The following is a 234-nucleotide window of genomic DNA, read 5'->3' as shown; positions in this document are numbered from 1 at the left end:
AAGTGATCAAAACGTCAGCATCAAAACGCTTAACAAGATTGCCCACGCCATGCAAATCTCAACTGTACAATTGGTCGAGGACAGTCAGCGTGACCGCGAAACCTCTCTTTCAGTTAATCAGTTAATCTACCAGCTAAAATCGATGGATCCACAGCAGGCTGATAAAGCAGCCTATGCGATTTTACAGTTGATTGACGCGATTAAAGACACACAGTAAAAAAAAGCAGTCGTGGT

At 43.2% G+C, this 234-nt stretch carries 1 protein-coding gene; it reads left to right on the top strand.

The window, feature by feature from the left end; genetic code table 11:
• The coding region (locus tag LJE08_RS14515; RefSeq protein WP_227403652.1) for a hypothetical protein at positions 1-217 on the top strand (217 nt) is incomplete at its 5' end.
• Positions 218-234 lie beyond the last annotated feature (17 nt).

Origin of the sequence: Holdemanella sp. DFI.5.55 (assembly GCF_020593575.1) — a bacterium.
GTDB lineage: Bacteria > Bacillota_I > Bacilli_A > Erysipelotrichales > Erysipelotrichaceae > Holdemanella > Holdemanella hominis.
Note: the sequence above shows the minus strand (reverse complement) of the source record. Positions and strands in the feature narration are given on the sequence as shown.